Consider the following 15091-nt stretch of genomic DNA (forward strand, 5'->3'; position numbering starts at 1 on the left):
TGATTCTGCAGATCGCATTCATCTATTTGCGGAATAGATCGACGATCCGGCAGCGCCCGTGCCGGTTCACGCCTTCGGCGCGTAGTGCATCTCGCCGTTGCCGAACGACCAATCCTCGCGTGCCACGTCCACCAGGTTGATCCAGACATCCTGCTTGCGCAGGCCGGTTTTCTCGTGGATGCCGTCGGCCACGGCGCGATAGAACGCCTGCTTCACGTCCACCGTGCGCCCGGCGTTCCAGGTGATCTGGATGAACACGATGGCCGGCGTGTAGGTGACGCCGAGATAGCCCTCGGCCGGATAGATCAGCTCGTCGGGCGCGTGCCGCGTGACGATCTGGAATTTGTCGTGCGGCGGCACGTTGGCGACGGCGATCATCGCTTCGTACACCGTATCGCCGATCGCCTTGACGACGTCCGGCGAGGTGTCCTTGGACAGGTTGATGCGTGCGAGGGGCATGGCTTTCTCCGTGAACGATGCGGCACTGGCGTGCAGCGGACGTTCAGAGTAGGCTGGCGGTCGTGTTTCCACAAGAGAATGATATTCATCATCAACATGATGAATCGGAATGATGATCGACGAACTCAGATCGTTTATCGCCGTGATCGACGCCGCATCGCTCACGCGCGCGGCCACCGGCCTGTACGTGTCGCAATCCACGGTATCGAAGCGCATCCAGCGGCTGGAGGCGATGCTCGGCGCGACGCTGTTCGACCGCAACGCCAAGCCGCCGCGCCCCACCGCGCTGGCGGGCCGCATCTACGAGCAGGCCGTGCCGCTGCTGCGCGCGCTGGAGCAGTTGCACGACATCGCGCGCGACGACGCCGCACCGTCCGGCATGCTGCGCTTCGGCCTGCCGCAGGTGCTGGCCGATATCGCGATGTTCGATGCGGTGGTGGCGATGAAGCAGCGCTTTCCGGCGCTGGAAGTGAAAGCGCTGACCGACCGGAGCACGCGCCTGCAGGCCATGCTCGAACGCGGCCAGGTCGACGCGGCGATGCTGATGCTGCCCGACGGCGCAGCGCTGCCGGACGGCGTGACGGGCAGCCTCGTCACGCGCTTCGACGTGAAGGTCGTGCAGAGCGCCGCCAAGCCGCTGGCCGATCGCCGCGCGGCAATGGCCGCGCTGGCGGCGCACGAATGGATTCTGAACCCGGACGGATGCGGCTATCGCGCGGCGCTCGAACGCGCGCTGGCCGATCAGGGCCACACGTTGCGGCTCGGCGTCGACACCTATGCGACGGACACGCAGTTGCGGCTCGTGGCGAGCGGGCTCGGCCTCGGGCTGGTGCCGCAAGCGGTGCTGAAAGCGAGCCCGTGGCGCCGCCAGTTGCGCGTGATCGAGGTGGACGATTTCGACCTGCAACTCGATATCTGGCTGGCGTTCCCGCAACAGCTCGGCAACTTCAAACGCGCGGTGGCGGTGCTGGCCGAATCGGTCGCCGCGTCGTTCGCCGAACAGGCGCGGCTGGGCAAGGCGCGTTAGGCCCGCCTGCCCGTCTCGGCCGGAATCAGCCCGCCACGCTCTCGCCCTGCGCACGCACCGCGCCGGGCGGGCGGCCGATGGTGCGCTTGAACGCGCGGCTGAACGCGGCGAGCGAGCCGTAGCCGAGCCGGTACGACACGGCCTCGATCGGCTCGCGGTCGCGTGCGATCCATTGCGCGGCCAGGCGCATGCGCAGCTCGGTCAGATAGCGCACCGGCGTCATGCCGGTGGCCGCCACGAAGCGCTCGGCGAACACCGAACGCGAATTGCCGGCCTCGGCGGCCAGCTCGGCCACCGTCCAGTTGCGGCCCGGCTCGCGATGCAGCGCGACGATCGCACGGCCCAGGCGCGGATCGCGCAGCGCCTGCACCCACCCCGCCGCATCGCCGCAGCCGCACTCCACCCAGCCGCGCACGATGAACGCGGCCACCACGTCGGCCAGCCGCGCCAGCACCGCCGCGAAGCCGGCGCGCTCGGAACACGATTCGCGCTCCATCGCATTGAGCATCGCGCGCAGTTCGGGATAGCGTTCGAGCAGCGTGCCCACGTGCATGATCTCGGGCATCGATGCCACCAGCGGCTGCATGCCGCCGAGGTCGAGCTCCATCCAGCCGCTGAAGATCAGCACGTCGTCGGCCACCTCGCCGCTCGCGAGCCGGCCTTCGTGCATCGCGTTGATCGCCGCGATCGTTTCGCACAACTTGGAACAGTCGAAATCGGCGATCTCGGTGCAGGCGACGTCGGGCGCCGACTGCAATGCGTGCAGGCCGCCGTGCGGCATCAGCACGGCGTCGCCCGCGCGCAGTTCGAGCGTCTCGCCGCTGGCCGCGCGCAGCAGCACCGTGCCGCGCCCGACGAAGTGGAACTGCGCGCAATCGGCCGCGTTGTTGAAGCGCATGCCGAACGGCGGCGCGACGTGAATGCGCCGGTATTGCACGCCCTTCAGGCGCATGCCGAGCAGCAGTTCGCTGACGAGATCGTGGCTATCGGGGTCGAATACGCTGGAATCGGGCATCGTGTTTCGGACGAATGATCAAGTTTTGCGGATTGTATGTCATAGACCGTCATCCTGCCGGCCCGTAATCTGTGCGCTTGTCGTAAACCCTAAGCGGACGCCACAGACCCATGGAAATCGCCACCCCTACCCCCGATAACGCGATCCCCGTCGCACACCCCGCATGGAGCGCCGTGTATGCGATGTCGCTCGGCGTGTTCGGGCTCGTCACCGCCGAATTCCTGCCGGCGAGCCTGCTCACGCCGCTGGCCGACAGCCTCGGCATCACCGAAGGCACGGCCGGCCAGGCCGTCACCGTGACCGCCGCGGTGGCGCTCGTCACGAGCCTGCTGACCGCCGTGGTCACGCGCGGCATCGACCGCCGCCGCGTGCTGCTGGCGTTCTCGCTGATGCTGGTCGCCTCGAACGTGCTGGTGGCCTCGGCCGGCGGCTTCGGCGCGATCCTGGCCGGACGCGTGCTGCTCGGCATCGCGCTCGGCGGCTTCTGGACGATGTCGGCCGCCACCACGATGCGGCTGGTGCCGGCCGCGATGGTGCCGCGCGCGCTGTCGATCATCTTCAGCGGCGTGGCCGTGGCGACCATCGCCGCCGCGCCGCTCGGCAGCTATTTCGGGCACCTGATCGGTTGGCGCAACGTGTTCTACGCGGCCGCCGTGATCGGCGCGATCGCGTTCGCGGCGCAGTTCGCGACGCTGCCGTCGATGGCGCCGAGCGGCACCACGCGCCTGCGCACGCTGGTCGACGTGCTGCGCCGGCCCACCGTCGGCATCGGCATGTTCGCCGTCACGCTGGTGTTTACCGGCCACTTCGCGTTCTTCACGTACCTGCGGCCGTTCCTCGAGGACGTGGCCGGCGTGGGCGTCAACGCGCTGTCGGCGATCCTGCTCGGCTACGGCGTGGCGAACTTCCTGTTCACGCCGGTGGCGGGCCGCGCGCTCGAACGCGGGCTGCGCCCGATGATGATCGCGATGCCGGCGCTGATGGTGGTGCTCGGCGTGGCGCTGTCGCTGTTCGGCCGGCTGCCGCTGGTCGACGCGGTGCTGGTGGCCTTGTGGGGCGCGGCGTTCGGCGGCGTGCCGGTGGCCTGGTCCACCTGGGTCACGCGCATCGTGCCCGACGAGGCGGAAAGCGCCGGCGGCCTGATCGTGGCGGCGATCCAGCTCGCGATCTCGCTCGGTGCCGCGGCGGGCGGCGTGGTGTTCGACTCGCGCGGCGCAACCGGCGTGTTCGTCGCGGCGGCCGTGGTGCTGGTCGTTGCGGTCGCAACGATCGTGGCCGGCGTGCCGGTGCGGCGCGAGGCGAAGTAAGCGAGAAAATGTAAGCCGCGCCGCCACGGCGGAGAAGGCCACACGCCAGGCGTGTGGCCTTTTTTCGTTCGGGCTGCCGATTGCCGGCTCAGCGCGTCGCGCCCGCCGTCAGCAGCGCGTGGTAAGCGGCATCGTTGCCTTGCGCCTGCGCGAGCCGCAACGCCGTGGTGCCGCGCGCGTCGGCGTGATCGGGATCGGCGCCGCGCTTGACCAGCTCCGGCAGCAAATCGAGCCGCCCGAACAGCGCGGCGAACGACAGCGCCGTCTCGCCCGCGTTGTTGACCTGATCGATCGGGCACGGCGTGCTCATCAGGCGCCGCGCGGTGCCGAGCTCGCCCTTGAAGATCGCGCCCATCAGCGCGGTGTTGCCGTTGCGATCGCCCGCGCAGGCGTTCGCGCCGTGCGACAGCAGGAATTCCATCGCCTTCGGCTGTGCGTCGTAAGCCGTCAGGATCAAGGCGGTGTAGCCCTGGCGCGTCGCCGCGTTTATCGGGTACCCCGCCTGGAGCAGCGCGTCGAGGATATCGGTACGGCCGAGCCGGGCCGCGGCGAACCAGTCGTCGTCGTAATGGTGGAGATCCGGCACCGCGGCGCCGGGTTCCGGCTTGTGGAGCACCGGCGCCGTGCAGGCGCCGAGCGACAGCAGCAGCGCGGCAAGCGCGGTCTTGAAGCGGAGGAAGTCGATGCTGCGGAAGGGCATGTCATAGGGCTCCGTCGGGAAGAAAATGGGCGATGCGTGGATCGGCAGGCGGGCGCGCACGGCCGGTGCGCCCGCCTGCCCTGCCGGCGCCGCTTACTTGTCGCTCAGCGACGCGGCTTGCGACTGCACGCGCGACAGATCGGCGTGGGTCGCGGCGGCCAGACGCTTGCCGTAATCGGCATCGGCCTTGTAGAAGTACGACAGCATCGCGATCTTGTTGTCGTCGTTCGCGACGTGGTTCAGATCGGCCGACAGCGCCGTCACCAGGTCCGTCTTGCCCTGCGACGACAGCGACCGGTAGTACTCGCCGGCCTGCCCGAAGTTCATCGTCTTGTGGATCGCGGCCTGCTGGGTGGCGCCGCGCAGCGGCGTCTGCACGTACTTGTATTGCGGATCCTGCGGGATCTCGCCCAGCGTCGACGGCTCGTAGTTGACCTCGCCCTTGCGGTCGCCGCCATTCATCAAGCCATCCTGATTGTTGTTCACCACCGGCACGCGCGGGCGGTTGATCGGCAGCGAGTTGAAGTTCGGCCCGAGGCGGTACATCTGCGTATCGGCGTACGAGAACATGCGCCCCTGCAGCATTCGGTCTTCGGACGGCTCGATGCCCGGCACCATGCGCGACGGCGCGAACGCCGATTCCTCGGTCGATTCGAAGTAGTTGTCCGGCACGCGGTTCAGCACCATGGTGCCGATCTTGCGCTCCGGCACGTTGGTCCACACCTTGGTGTCGTCGAGCGCATCGAAATCGAACCTGTCGAGATCGTCCGGGTTCAGCACCTGGATGTAGAGGTCCCACTTCGGATCGTCGCCGCGCTTGAGCGCGCCGTACAGATCGTTCGTCATCAGGTTCCAGTCGCGGCCGATCGAGGCCGGGATGTCCTTCGGACGAATCCCCGCCATGCCCTGCTCGCTCTTCCAATGGAACTTCACGTAATGCACCTGGCCCTGCGCGTTGACGAGCTTGAACGCGTGCACGCCGAAGCCGTCCATGCGCCGGTACGAATCGGGCATGCCTGCATCGCTGTAGAGCCGCGTCAGCATGTGGGTCGCTTCGGGTGCGTGCGCGAAGAAGTCGAACGCGAGGTTCGCATCCTGCACGCCGGTCACGGCGCTCGGCTTGTTGGCGTGAACGAAATCGGGGAACTTGATCGCATCGCGGATGAAGAAGATCGGCAGGTTGATGCCGACCAGATCCCAGTTGCCCTCGCTCGTGTAGAACTTGGTCGCGAAGCCGCGCGGATCGCGGGCCTGCTCGGGCGAGCCGCGATAGCCCATCACCGTCGAGAAGCGCACGAACACCGGCGTGTGCGTGCCGGGCACGAACACCTTGGCGCGCGACAGGTCGGCAATATCGGCATCAGCCACGAACTCGCCGAACGCGCCGGTGCCGCGCGCATGCACGACGCGCTCGGGGATCCGCTCGCGGTCGAAGCGCTGCAGCTTTTCGATCAGATGGGAGTCCTGCAACAGGACCGGGCCGGCGGGGCCGGCCGTTTGCGAATTCTGGTTGTCGCCGACGGGCGAACCGTTATCGCGCGTCAGGTTCGCGGCAAATGCCGACGACGACATCAGCAGGCCGACAGCCACCGGAATCGCCCAACGCGACTGATTGTTGTGTTTCTTCATTTCGTCTCCGTGAGGAAGTGATACCACTGGGGATGTGGCAAATCGGGACGAAATGGATCCTATTTATTTGAATCGAAACGCTCCAATTGGAATTCGCAATAGCGGAAATAGCGATGCTCAATCAGATGTTGCAAAGGGCTGCCAGGCGGCCCCCAACGCCGCCACCAAAGCCTTTAAAACAAAGGGCCTCGATGTGTCTCAAGCAATTCTCAATTGATCAGCAATCCGATTCTTTTCTGCAATTCGAAGCGCGATTCTCAAAACCGTGATAGCCATTTTTGGAGAATTATTTATTGCGCCGCGTCAATTGCGATTGGCGGTTTTTACCGAATGCAATCGCACATCGGAAATAATTCTCTCGCATTTCCGTCAGGCAGTCAGGCTGCCCGTCATCCGCCCCGCATCGGCGCGCGCGCGTGCGGCCGCGCCGTGGGCCGGCTCGCGATCCTGAGCGTCGGCGTCGCCCGAGAAGTAATAGCCGGCGCGACGCACGGTGCGAATGAAGCGCTTGCCGTTCGGGTCGTGCAGCTTGCCGCGCAACTGCTTCACATGCACCTCGATCAGGTTGGTGCCCGGATCGAAATGATGCTGCCAGACAGCCTCGAGAATCATGCGGCGCGTGACGACGCGATCCTGGTTCTGCATCAGGAATTCGAGCAGCCGGAATTCGGTGGGACGCAGCATCACGAGCGTCGAATCGACGAACACGATGCGCCGGATCCGATCCAGCACGATGCCGGCCGCATGCAATTGCGAACTGGCCAACGGGTCCACCGGCACCGGCGCGCGCGATTGCCGCCGCAGCAGCGCGAGCGCCCGGGCGCCCAGTTCGTCGAAGTCGATCGGCGACGGCTGATAATCGTCGGCCCCGGCCTTCAGCATGCGCAGGCAGCGCTCGATGCTGCCGGCCGCATCGGTCGCCAGGATCGGCACGCTCACGCCGGTCGCCCGCATGGCGGCAACGATGGTCGGCCCGTCGACGTCGGCAATCTCGTGCGCCACGATCACCAGCGCATGGCCGCCGCCCGTCACGCGATGCAGCGCGTCGCGCGCCGTGACCGCCTGCTGCGGCCACAGCCCTTCCCGTTCGAGTACCGCCTCGATCTGCCGGTACTGCGCATCGTCGGGTTCGATCACGAGAATATGGCGCATCGGCTGCCTCCCATCGGTTGCCTGCGTTCGATCCTGCGGTTCGGCACGCGCGGGCGGGATCCGCCCGCGCGAGGCTTCGACACCGGCCTCATGGCTCAGCTGCCGAAATACGTGTTGCAGAAGCTGGCCGGGCCGGTGCAATCGGCGTTGGTCATCGAGGCCGAGGTTTGCGTCTTGGGCATCGCGGCGCGCTGCGCTTGCTGCGGCTGTTGCGGCTGTTGCGCTTGCGCCGTTTGCTCGGCGGCCACCTTCGCTTCGGCGGCTTGCAGCTTCGCCGGGTAATCGGTGTTTTCGCCGGCCGACGGGTCGTAGCCGGCCTGTTCCAGTTGCGTCAGTTCGGCGACGACCTGAGCGCGCGTGAGCGGCGCGTGGGTCTGAGCGAACGACAGCGACGGGATCGTGATGGCGCAGAGTGCGATGGCGAGAGTGGTCAGCTTGTTCATGGTCAGTGCTCCAGATAAAGGTTGAGGATGCATCGATCGGTGCGTTTCGTATCGCCCGTATAACATTCGGCATCCTTATCAATCGGAGGTTTTTCCTCCGCTCGGCAGGCCTGCCTGCTTCGCAAATCAAGGCCTGTCATATGGGCTAACACCGCCTCGATGCGAATATTCCGGTCCGATGCAAAAAACTTCGATTGCCTGCATGTCGAGCGTCGCGATTGCGTCGCTCAATGAATAGATCGTGCGCTGCGGGGATTCGGTTACATGCGTCGCGCGAAAAAATTCGCGGGTGCGGGCGGCGGGCGGAACGGCAGGCTGGGGGCGGCTGGGGGCGGCTGCGGGGGATGCGGGGGATGCGGGGGATGCGGGGGAACGGGATTCAGGCGGCCGGCTTGCGGCGGCGCTTCACAGCAGACGAAAGCGGCGGCGCGGCAGCAAGCGCAGGCGGCGCGACAAGCGCCATCAACGCCTGCACGGCGGGCGACAGCGAGCGCCCCTTCAGCCACACCATATGCAGCGCCCGCTCGATGCGCGGCGCGTCGACCTGCACGATTCGCAGGTCGCCTCGCGCGATCTCGTCGCGCACGCTGAGCACCGACAGATAGGCCAGCGCCGGCTGCGCGAGCAGCATGCGCTTGATCGCCTCGGTGTCGCCGACCGACATGCGCGGCACGATCGGCAGCCCGAGTTTCGCGTAGGCCTCCTCCACGATCGCGCGCGTGCCCGAGCCCGGTTCGCGCAGGATCACGGCGCGATCGGCCAGCACGGCCGGGTCGAGCCGTTTGCCGGCCAGCGGATGATTCGCGGCGGCCACCACGGCGATCTCGTCGGCGCCGATCGGCCGGGCGTCGAACACGGCGGCATCGAACGGCCCTTCCACGAAACCGAGCGCGAACCGCAACGCGCGCAGCCCCGCCTCGACCTGCTCGGTGTTGGCGACGGCCAGCTCGACCGCCACGCGCGGGAATTGCGCGTGAAAACGCGACACCAGATCGGGCGCCCAATACACGCCCAGCGTGTTGCTCGCGCCGAGCTTCAACTGTCCGGCGCCCAGCCCCGCCATCTCGTGCAATTCGGCCTGCGCCGCGTCGGCCAGCGCGAAGATCCGCGCGGCGTGATCGAACAGCACGCGCCCCGCCTCGGTCAACGCCACGCCGCGCGGCAGGCGGTCGAACAGCACGATGCCGAGCCGCGCCTCCAGTTCGCGAATCTCGCGCGTGACGGCCGGCTGGCTGACGCGCAGCCGCTCGGCGCCCGCGCTGACGCTGCCGGCGCGGGCCACTTCGTAAAACGCCAACAGATGCGTGAAGTTCATCGGATCGCGCGGCGGACAGCCGCGATGCGGGTGGGTGGATGGCCTGAGCGCGCCGCGTGCCGCCCTCGCGGGGCAAACACCGCGACGCGCCGTTTATTCCCGGGCCATGAAGAAAAGCGTGCCGCAAAGCATATCAAAAACGCATCGCATCGATCCTTAATATGTATTTTTTATATCCATGGCGCGTCGCTAGACTGGGTTCATCTTCTCCCGACCTCTGCGGAGTTCACCATGACACACCGTCTTGCCGTCCCCACCCCGCCCGCCGCCGCGCGCCCGGCCTGGCTCGAGGCCATCCGCCAGTTCACGCCGAACTGGTTCGCCGTGACGATGGGCACGGGCGTCGTCTACCTCGTGCTGAACGCGCTGCCGGGCGCGTCGCCGCTCAAGCCGCTGCTGGCCGGCTGGCTCTGGCGCATCGACATCGCGCTCTACGCGCTGTTCGCCGCGATGTTCATTGGCCGCCTCGTGCTGTTCGGCGAAACGGTGCAGCCGATGCTTCGTCATCCGATGCAGTCGCTGTTCCTCGGCACGCTGCCGATGGGGCTTGCGCCGATCGTCAACGGCATCGTGCTGTTCGGCGGCGCCCACGACGGCAATGCCGCCGCCTCGGTCGCGCTCGGCTTGTGGGGGTTCGACGCGGCGTTGTCGGTGGCAGTGGCGGTGGGCGTGCCGTACCTGGTCTTCACGGTGCAGGACCACAGCCTCGAACGGCTGACCGCCGCGCTGCTGTTGCCGATCGTCGCGCCTGAAGTGGCCGCCTCGAGCGCGGCGCTGCTGGCCCCGCATCTGAACGTGGAAACGGCGCGCTGGGTGGTGGGTGCGGGCTATGTGTTGTGGGCGATCTCGGTGCCGCTTGCGTTCTCGATCCTGACGATCGTGCTGTTCCGCCTCGTGATCCACAAGCTGCCGCATCGCGAGCTGGGCGTGACGAGCTGGCTCACGCTCGGCCCGATCGGCACCGGCGCGCTCGGCCTGATCACGCTCGGCGACGCCGCCGCGCACGCCTTCGCCGGCACCGCGCTGCAATCGGTGGCCGCGCTTGCCCGCGACTTCGGCGTGCTCGGCGCGCTGCTGCTCTGGGGCGCCGGCCTCTGGTGGCTGGCCTGCGCGCTGCTGTTCATGTGGCGCTATCGCCGCGAGGGGCTGCCGTTCAATCTGGGCTGGTGGGGTTTCACGTTTCCGATCGGCGTGTACACGCTCGCGACGTTCAATCTTGCCCGCGTGACCGGCTTCGGCGGCTTCACGCAGCTCGGCGAAGGCTTCGCCTGCCTGCTCGGCGTGTTGTGGATCGTGGTGCTCGCCCGCACGCTGCGGGGGCTGGTGGAAGGACGCATGTTCCGCGCGCCGTGCCTGGCGAACGCGCAGGCCTGAAGCGGGGAACGACGCGGATCGGCGCCCGGAACATCGGGACCGATCCGCTCGCGCATTGCGCGAAGGCCGATCAGTTGCCGCTCGGGCAGACGGTATCGGCGGCGATGCTGTCGCGCAGCGCGGCCGTGTGCTCCATGAACGCCGCATACATCAGCAGCGAGCAATCGCTGTCGCGCAGCGCGTGGCCCATCTGCTCGGTTTCGGCGTCGAGGCGGCGCAACAGCCCGTCGCGGTCGCGGCACTGCTCCATCATCGCCTTCAGCAGCGCCTCCTGGGCATGGACGCGGCCGAACAACACGTCGATCCGCATCTCGTCCTTGGTCATGCGCCCCGCCGCCGCCCCGCTCATGTCTCCCGCCATGCCCGCCTTCATCGTCCGCATTCGCTGCACGTCCATCTGCCCTCGCTCCTTTCCTCACGACCGGCTTCGCGCGCGAAGCCGCCTGGTTCCCGATCGCCTGCTGCGGTTGCAGTCCGGCGCCTCAAACGCCGAACATCGCGAGCGCCACGGCGCAAACGACGAACAGCGCGCTCGCCGCCAGGCAGAGCTTCTCGATGGTCGCGGCACGGCTGCGGTGTGCTTCGTGAAATAAGGTATTCATGGCCTCTCGCTATCGAAGTGCAATGACGCCGCCACGAGCGGCGCGACCGGATCATTGCGTGTTGACGGGGAATGTCCCGCACATCGAATGCATGGCTTATTTTCAATATCGCGGAATCAATGAAGCCGGCACCCCGGCTTTATCTCACCCACGGCATCAACGCCATTTTGTTATTGAAAACGATTACTTCGAATCACCCGCCGCACCGGCGTGAAGATGGCTGCGCGGCGCATCGATTATCGATGGCGCGAGGCCTGCCAATGGATACGGAAAGGCCCATGAACATGGGCCGGCGTCATTCTCCAACAAATTCCGGGAATATGCACGCACAGAAAATAGGATGTTTTACTCTACGCTCCGCATTTCATGCGCCAATGATATTCGAGCGATTTTTATAGTCCTGTACGCTGGCGCGCAAAACCCGGCCATTCGAATTACGGATCGAGCAGGCCGAGTGCGACGGCGCGCTTTACTGTCAGGGAAATGTGATTGACGGAAAATTTTTCATTCAGCCGCTTGTAATAGCCGTAGACGGTCGGCACCGCCACGCACAACTGCGCGGCGACCTGGTTCGCGGTATGGCCGCCGTTCAGCAGCGTCAGGATGCGCGTCTCGCGCGCCGTCAGCGCCAGCGCGCGGGACGCGTTGCGGCGCATCTGCCGCGCCAGCCAGTCGAGCAGTTCGCTGGCGAGCAGCCGGTAGAAGATGCGCTTCGCGTGCAACGCCGCCTCGCCCTCGCGCGGGCTGGCGTCGATGCCCACGTAGAGCACGCCGCTCAGGCCCTGCGTCGGCAGATGCGCCGGCGCGATCAGCTTGGCGCGAAAGCCGTGCGCCGCATCGTGCTCGCGCAGCGCGTGCTGGCCTTCCGTCTGGGCCGCGATGCCGGTGGCCACGATCGGCGTGGAGGTGCGGCGCGCATAGGCCACGCCGGGGTCCGCATCGAACCAGCGCCGCGCCCGGTAGGTGCCGAGCCAGCCCGGCTCCGCATCGGTCAACGCCAGTTCGTCGGCGGCCCGCAGCGGCGCGCCCTCGGCCGGCACCAGCAGGAATGCGAAACGTTCGCCGCCGAGCTGCCGCACGAGCCGCGACGCGATCGCGCGCACGGCCTCGCAATGCGGCGCGCGCTCGAATTCGTCGAACAGCCGCCAATCGTCGGCCTCGAAACCCGCCGGGCCACCGGCGCTCTGCCCTGCCTTGCTACGCGGCTCGTCCAGCAACACGCATGCCATCGTCATCAACTCCTTGCTCCTTGCATGTGAGGCCCCGCCAAGCGGCACCCGGCGCCCCGACGCAAAACTGTGATCGCAGATTATCCGGTCCGATGCCGTAAAAACGCGGTGCGATGCCCTCGCGGGCTGCGCACCGCCGAGCGATCGCCCGCCCGCATCGAACCCGGGCCGTTGCCGGCGCAACCGCTTGCGCCCGCAACGGCCCTGCCACCCGGCTCAGGTCGGCTGACCCGCGCCGCCGTCGATCTGATCGGCGGCTATGTCGCGCTCGCTGCGCGACAGCCGCATCGATACCGTCATCGCCACCGTGCTCGCATACACGTTCAGCGCGGTGCGGCCCATGTCGAAGAACGCGTCGACGCCGAGAATCAGCAGCACGGCCTCGGCCGGCAGGCCGATCGCCGCCAGCACGATCGTGATCGCCACCACCGCGCCCGACGGCACGTTGGCCGCGCCGTCGATCGTGATGATGGTCAGCACGAGAATGGTCAGCGCGAGCGGCCAGCTCCAGACGATGTGATAGGCATCGGCGAGATAGCCGACCGCGAGCGCCGTGTAGAGCACCGCGCCGTCGCGATTGAAAATGTAGGACAGCGGCAGGATCGTGGAGGCCACCGATTGCGGCACGCCCATTTCCGTCAGCTTCTTCAGATGGACCGGATACGTGATTTCCGACGAGCGCGTGGTGAACGCGAGGATCAGCGGCTCGCTGACCTTGCGGATCACGGCGAGCGGACGCTGGCCGGTGGCGATCACGATCGCGCTCAGCAGCAGCGCGAGGATCGCCATGCCGAGGTAGGCGATGCCGAGCAGGCGCACGAGCGGCATCAGGCCCGCCACGCCGCGGCTGCTCATCAGCCCGGCCACGGCCGCGAAGATCGCGAACGGCGACAGCGCCACGATCCACTCGACCATCTTGAACAGCCCCGCCAGCAGCGACGAGAACAGCGTGATGGCCGGACGCCCGGCCTCGCCCGCCGCGCCGAGCGCGGTGCCGAGCAGCACGCCGAACACCAGCACGGGAATCGCGTTGCCGGCCGCCAGCGCGGCCACCAGGTTCTGCGGAATCATGTCGGTGATGAAGCCGAGCCAATCGATGCTCGACGCCAGATGCTGCGGCAACGCACCCGATTCGGTCAGCGGCGCGCCCACGCCGGGCCGGAACAGCCAGTTCAGGCCCAGGCCGAGCGAACTCGAAATCGCCGTCATGACGATGAAGAACAGGATCGTGATCGCGGCCGTGCGGCCGAGCTGGCGGCGCTGCTCGACGGCGCGGAAGCTGCCCACCGTCACCGACAGCAGGATCAGCGGCATCACCACCATCTTGATCGCGTGGCCGAACATCACCGACAGAAAGCCGACGTCGGCCGCGAGGCGCGGCGCGGCCACGCCCGCGATCGCGCCCAGGATCAGCGCGGCGATCATCCACAACGGCAGGGAGGTCTTGCTATTCCTTTGATTCATGTGCGGCCCGGATCAGTTGAATGCGTGCAGGAGTGCCGTCGACGATATGACGCCACATGTGGGTGCGCGCCGCTTCGGGTTGCCCGTCGCGGATCGCGGCATAGATCGCCAGATGTTCCAGGGTGCCGCGCCGAACCGTTTCGTTGTCCTGACGCGGCAGTTCGTTCAAGGCCAGCGTTTGCGCCTTGAGCAGCTTGTAGAAATTGTGGAGCCGCTCGTTTTTCGCGGCCAGAAACATTTCCTGGTGAAACACCCAGCCGATGCGTTGTTCGGCCATGATGTCGGCCTCGCCGCTGTCGAGCAGGCGCGTCATGCGCTCCACCGAGGCCGCGAGCGCGGGCGTGGGCCCCTTGCAGGCGGCCAGATACGCCGCCGTGCTTTCGAGCGCGAGGCGCACTTCGAAGATCTGCTGGAGATCGTCGTGGGTGGGATCGGTGACGAACGTGCCGCGCTTGTCGAACACGGTCACGAGGTTTTCGGTGGCGAGACGCTGCAATGCGCTGCGCACCGGCATCTGCCCGATGCCGAGTTTGTTCGCCAACCCGCGGTGAGAAATTTTTTGCCCTGGTTCCAGCCTGCCGTCGAGAATTCGTGTTCGAATTTCGTCGTAAGCGTGGTCAGCGTCGGAATGTATTTTTTCTTCCATCCTGAGATCGCAGTATTGTCTTTACGTTGTCGCAATCGGCCCGCGACGAGCATACGCCGCCGCAAATCGCCGAACAACCGTCAGATTTGACGGGTTTTCATATCAGAATGAAGGTTTTTCCCGGTCCCGCTTCGGATGATGAATCAGGCTTCACTTTTTGAAATTCTCGGCGTGTCCGCCGACGAGGTGGTCCCGCTGCGCGCCCGGCTGCTGCTCGACGGCGACGAAATCGCCTCGCGCCTGGCCGGCGATCTCGCCGCCGATACGCTGCACCTCGGCGTGCAACGCGCCGGGGCGATCGTCGGCGTGGCGTCGGTGTGCCGCGAGGACAGCAGCGCGCAGGCGCCGAACGGCTGGCGGCTGCGCGGCATGGCGATCGACGAATCGCTGCGCGGCCTCGGCTTCGGCCGCCTGCTGGTCAACCTCGCCGCGCGCCATGCGCGCGAGCGCGGCGGCCAGATCCTGTGGTGCACGGCACGCGATTCGGCGAAGGGGTTTTACGAACGGCTCGGCTTCGCTTGCGACTCCGAGCCGTTGCGGCTGGCGGCCAAGCCCGACCTGCTGTTCTTCCGGATGGCGATGGCGATCTGACATGAAGCCCCGACCGATTCGCATCGAGCGCCGGACGTGACGAGCGTCGGGCCGTTCTCGGTGCAGGTGGCGGCGTTCGCCGCAGCCGCCCTGCTCGCCGGGCTCGCGGCGTTCGGCCTGCAACGGCGCGCGCGCGTG

The 15091-nt window shown here is 67.0% G+C and carries 15 protein-coding genes; 4 read left to right on the forward strand and 11 right to left on the reverse strand.

Annotation, left to right across the window (positions count from 1 at the left end; translation table 11 throughout):
• Nucleotides 1–66: 66 nt before the first annotated feature.
• The gene (locus G3N92_RS12545) at nucleotides 67–459 is read right to left on the reverse strand and encodes a tautomerase family protein (RefSeq protein ID WP_206127844.1); all 393 of its coding nucleotides are present in this window, start codon (nucleotides 457–459) and stop codon (nucleotides 67–69) included.
• Nucleotides 460–568: 109 nt separating this feature from the next.
• On the opposite strand from G3N92_RS12545, the gene G3N92_RS12550 reads away from it, so the two are divergent.
• Nucleotides 569–1486: a LysR family transcriptional regulator gene (locus G3N92_RS12550; RefSeq protein WP_241014753.1), complete on the forward strand. Its 918-nt coding sequence runs from the start codon at nucleotides 569–571 to the stop codon at nucleotides 1484–1486.
• Between the two features lie 25 nt (nucleotides 1487–1511).
• On the opposite strand, the gene G3N92_RS12555 is transcribed toward G3N92_RS12550, so the two are convergent.
• Nucleotides 1512–2501: an AraC family transcriptional regulator gene (locus G3N92_RS12555; protein WP_206127845.1), complete on the reverse strand. Its 990-nt coding sequence runs from the start codon at nucleotides 2499–2501 to the stop codon at nucleotides 1512–1514.
• A gap of 110 nt (nucleotides 2502–2611) precedes the next feature.
• Between G3N92_RS12555 and G3N92_RS12560 the strand changes: the two genes are divergently transcribed.
• Entirely contained in the window at nucleotides 2612–3808 is a 1197-nt protein-coding gene (locus tag G3N92_RS12560) for an MFS transporter (protein ID WP_206127846.1), read from the forward strand.
• An 88-nt stretch (nucleotides 3809–3896) separates the two neighbouring features.
• Here the strand turns inward: G3N92_RS12560 and G3N92_RS12565 are convergent, their stop codons facing one another.
• The 5 genes from G3N92_RS12565 to G3N92_RS12585 all read right to left on the reverse strand — a co-directional run bounded on the left by G3N92_RS12565 (nucleotide 3897) and on the right by G3N92_RS12585 (nucleotide 9047).
• Nucleotides 3897–4508 (reverse strand): ankyrin repeat domain-containing protein, encoded by a 612-nt coding sequence (locus G3N92_RS12565; protein WP_206127847.1) that lies wholly within the window; start codon nucleotides 4506–4508, stop codon nucleotides 3897–3899.
• A gap of 93 nt (nucleotides 4509–4601) precedes the next feature.
• Nucleotides 4602–6137 carry a catalase gene (locus G3N92_RS12570; RefSeq protein ID WP_241014754.1) on the reverse strand — a complete coding sequence of 512 codons (1536 nt, stop codon included), beginning with the start codon at nucleotides 6135–6137 and terminating at the stop codon, nucleotides 4602–4604.
• Between the two features lie 369 nt (nucleotides 6138–6506).
• Nucleotides 6507–7289: a response regulator transcription factor gene (locus tag G3N92_RS12575; RefSeq protein ID WP_206127848.1), complete on the reverse strand. Its 783-nt coding sequence runs from the start codon at nucleotides 7287–7289 to the stop codon at nucleotides 6507–6509.
• 95 nt (nucleotides 7290–7384) lie between these two features.
• Complete coding sequence (locus G3N92_RS12580; RefSeq protein ID WP_206127849.1) at nucleotides 7385–7732, reverse strand: DUF4148 domain-containing protein; 348 nt, start codon at nucleotides 7730–7732, stop codon at nucleotides 7385–7387.
• A 379-nt stretch (nucleotides 7733–8111) separates the two neighbouring features.
• A complete protein-coding gene (locus tag G3N92_RS12585) occupies nucleotides 8112–9047 on the reverse strand; it encodes a LysR family transcriptional regulator (protein ID WP_206127850.1) in 936 nt (311 codons plus the stop codon).
• Nucleotides 9048–9278: 231 nt separating this feature from the next.
• On the opposite strand from G3N92_RS12585, the gene G3N92_RS12590 reads away from it, so the two are divergent.
• A complete protein-coding gene (locus G3N92_RS12590) occupies nucleotides 9279–10421 on the forward strand; it encodes a TDT family transporter (protein ID WP_206127851.1) in 1143 nt (380 codons plus the stop codon).
• Nucleotides 10422–10491: 70 nt separating this feature from the next.
• On the opposite strand, the gene G3N92_RS12595 is transcribed toward G3N92_RS12590, so the two are convergent.
• The 4 genes from G3N92_RS12595 to G3N92_RS12610 all read right to left on the reverse strand — a co-directional run bounded on the left by G3N92_RS12595 (nucleotide 10492) and on the right by G3N92_RS12610 (nucleotide 14362).
• Nucleotides 10492–10818: a hypothetical protein gene (locus G3N92_RS12595; RefSeq protein ID WP_206127852.1), complete on the reverse strand. Its 327-nt coding sequence runs from the start codon at nucleotides 10816–10818 to the stop codon at nucleotides 10492–10494.
• Between the two features lie 639 nt (nucleotides 10819–11457).
• Entirely contained in the window at nucleotides 11458–12252 is a 795-nt protein-coding gene (locus G3N92_RS12600) for an autoinducer binding domain-containing protein (protein ID WP_206127853.1), read from the reverse strand.
• A 216-nt stretch (nucleotides 12253–12468) separates the two neighbouring features.
• Nucleotides 12469–13716: a dicarboxylate/amino acid:cation symporter gene (locus G3N92_RS12605; RefSeq protein WP_206127854.1), complete on the reverse strand. Its 1248-nt coding sequence runs from the start codon at nucleotides 13714–13716 to the stop codon at nucleotides 12469–12471.
• Nucleotides 13700–14362, reverse strand: a complete 663-nt coding sequence (locus G3N92_RS12610) for a GntR family transcriptional regulator (RefSeq protein ID WP_206127855.1) — start codon at nucleotides 14360–14362, stop codon at nucleotides 13700–13702. The genes G3N92_RS12605 and G3N92_RS12610 overlap by 17 nt, the downstream gene beginning before the upstream one ends.
• A 171-nt stretch (nucleotides 14363–14533) precedes the next feature.
• Here G3N92_RS12610 and G3N92_RS12615 point away from each other — a divergent pair, with 171 nt between their 5' ends.
• The gene (locus G3N92_RS12615) at nucleotides 14534–14953 is read left to right on the forward strand and encodes a GNAT family N-acetyltransferase (RefSeq protein ID WP_339385906.1); all 420 of its coding nucleotides are present in this window, start codon (nucleotides 14534–14536) and stop codon (nucleotides 14951–14953) included.
• Nucleotides 14954–15091: the final 138 nt, after the last annotated feature.

The organism is Burkholderia sp. Ac-20379 (genome assembly GCF_017104645.1).
GTDB lineage: Bacteria > Pseudomonadota > Gammaproteobacteria > Burkholderiales > Burkholderiaceae > Burkholderia.

Coding starts and splice junctions, on each gene's coding strand:
- G3N92_RS12550 (WP_241014753.1), top strand. CDS start 569: ATGATGATCGACGAACTCAGATCGTTTATCGCCGTGATCGACGCCGCA.
- G3N92_RS12590 (WP_206127851.1), top strand. CDS start 9,279: ATGACACACCGTCTTGCCGTCCCCACCCCGCCCGCCGCCGCGCGCCCG.
- G3N92_RS12600 (WP_206127853.1), bottom strand. CDS start 12,252: ATGGCATGCGTGTTGCTGGACGAGCCGCGTAGCAAGGCAGGGCAGAGC.
- G3N92_RS12605 (WP_206127854.1), bottom strand. CDS start 13,716: ATGAATCAAAGGAATAGCAAGACCTCCCTGCCGTTGTGGATGATCGCC.
- G3N92_RS12555 (WP_206127845.1), bottom strand. CDS start 2,501: ATGCCCGATTCCAGCGTATTCGACCCCGATAGCCACGATCTCGTCAGC.
- G3N92_RS12580 (WP_206127849.1), bottom strand. CDS start 7,732: ATGAACAAGCTGACCACTCTCGCCATCGCACTCTGCGCCATCACGATC.
- G3N92_RS12595 (WP_206127852.1), bottom strand. CDS start 10,818: ATGGACGTGCAGCGAATGCGGACGATGAAGGCGGGCATGGCGGGAGAC.
- G3N92_RS12585 (WP_206127850.1), bottom strand. CDS start 9,047: ATGAACTTCACGCATCTGTTGGCGTTTTACGAAGTGGCCCGCGCCGGC.
- G3N92_RS12545 (WP_206127844.1), bottom strand. CDS start 459: ATGCCCCTCGCACGCATCAACCTGTCCAAGGACACCTCGCCGGACGTC.
- G3N92_RS12575 (WP_206127848.1), bottom strand. CDS start 7,289: ATGCGCCATATTCTCGTGATCGAACCCGACGATGCGCAGTACCGGCAG.
- G3N92_RS12560 (WP_206127846.1), top strand. CDS start 2,612: ATGGAAATCGCCACCCCTACCCCCGATAACGCGATCCCCGTCGCACAC.
- G3N92_RS12570 (WP_241014754.1), bottom strand. CDS start 6,137: ATGAAGAAACACAACAATCAGTCGCGTTGGGCGATTCCGGTGGCTGTC.
- G3N92_RS12565 (WP_206127847.1), bottom strand. CDS start 4,508: ATGCCCTTCCGCAGCATCGACTTCCTCCGCTTCAAGACCGCGCTTGCC.
- G3N92_RS12610 (WP_206127855.1), bottom strand. CDS start 14,362: ATGGAAGAAAAAATACATTCCGACGCTGACCACGCTTACGACGAAATT.